We start from the raw sequence: 729 nt of genomic DNA on the forward strand, positions 1-729 counted from the left end.
CGCGCCGGCTGCCGCGACGGCGCCCGCAAGCGCGGCAACCGCCACGGCGTCGACGCCGAATACGGCGGCTGCGACTGGCGCAACTGCAGCCGCCGCTTCGGCGGTGGCCACGGCGAACGCGGGTGCGAGCGCGGCGACGGCAACTACAGCAGGTAATGCCGCGTCGAGCGCGGCAACGGTGGCGAGCGAAGCGGCAGGCGCTTCGGCCCCTGAATCGGCATCGGCGGCGACGGCGGCTTCGGCTGCGGGCGCTTCGGCTGCCCTCGCGTCGGGCGCTTCGGGCGTCGATCAACATTCGTTCAGCGGATCGGTTCAGGCTGCTTCGGCGGCGTCCGCAGCATCCGCGCCGGTTTCGGTGTCGAGTCTCCAGCAACTGCTCGCGCTCAAGAATCGCGTGCTGATGGCCCTGCAGCACGGCATCGGCAAGCCGGCGCAGTTTGCCGGTGGCGCGAACGGTGCATCGGGCGCGCAGCACGCGCCCGCTGGCGCACAGGGTGCGCAACAGCCGGAAGTGTCGCCGGTGACGCTCGGCGTCGTGGCGGCGATCGTGCTGGCTTTCGTCGCGCTGCTCGTGCGTCTGTTGATGCGCAAGCGCCGCAAGCCCGCAGCGGCAGCCGAAGCGCCGGTGGCTACGGAAACGCCGGTCGCGCCGACGGCACCGATCGCACCGCCCGCAGGCACGGAAGCCGAAGCCGAAGCCGACATGCCCGTGCTCGACGAGCCGCTGAC

At 72.3% G+C, this 729-nt stretch carries 1 pseudogene; it reads left to right on the forward strand.

Features of this window, described 5'->3' with window-relative positions:
* Positions 1-103: 103 nt before the first annotated feature.
* Positions 104-729 (forward strand): annotated as a pseudogene (locus tag G3N97_RS39205) (pilus assembly protein FimV); the annotation flags it as partial.

It is taken from the genome of Paraburkholderia sp. Ac-20347, assembly GCF_017104805.1.
GTDB lineage: Bacteria > Pseudomonadota > Gammaproteobacteria > Burkholderiales > Burkholderiaceae > Paraburkholderia > Paraburkholderia tropica.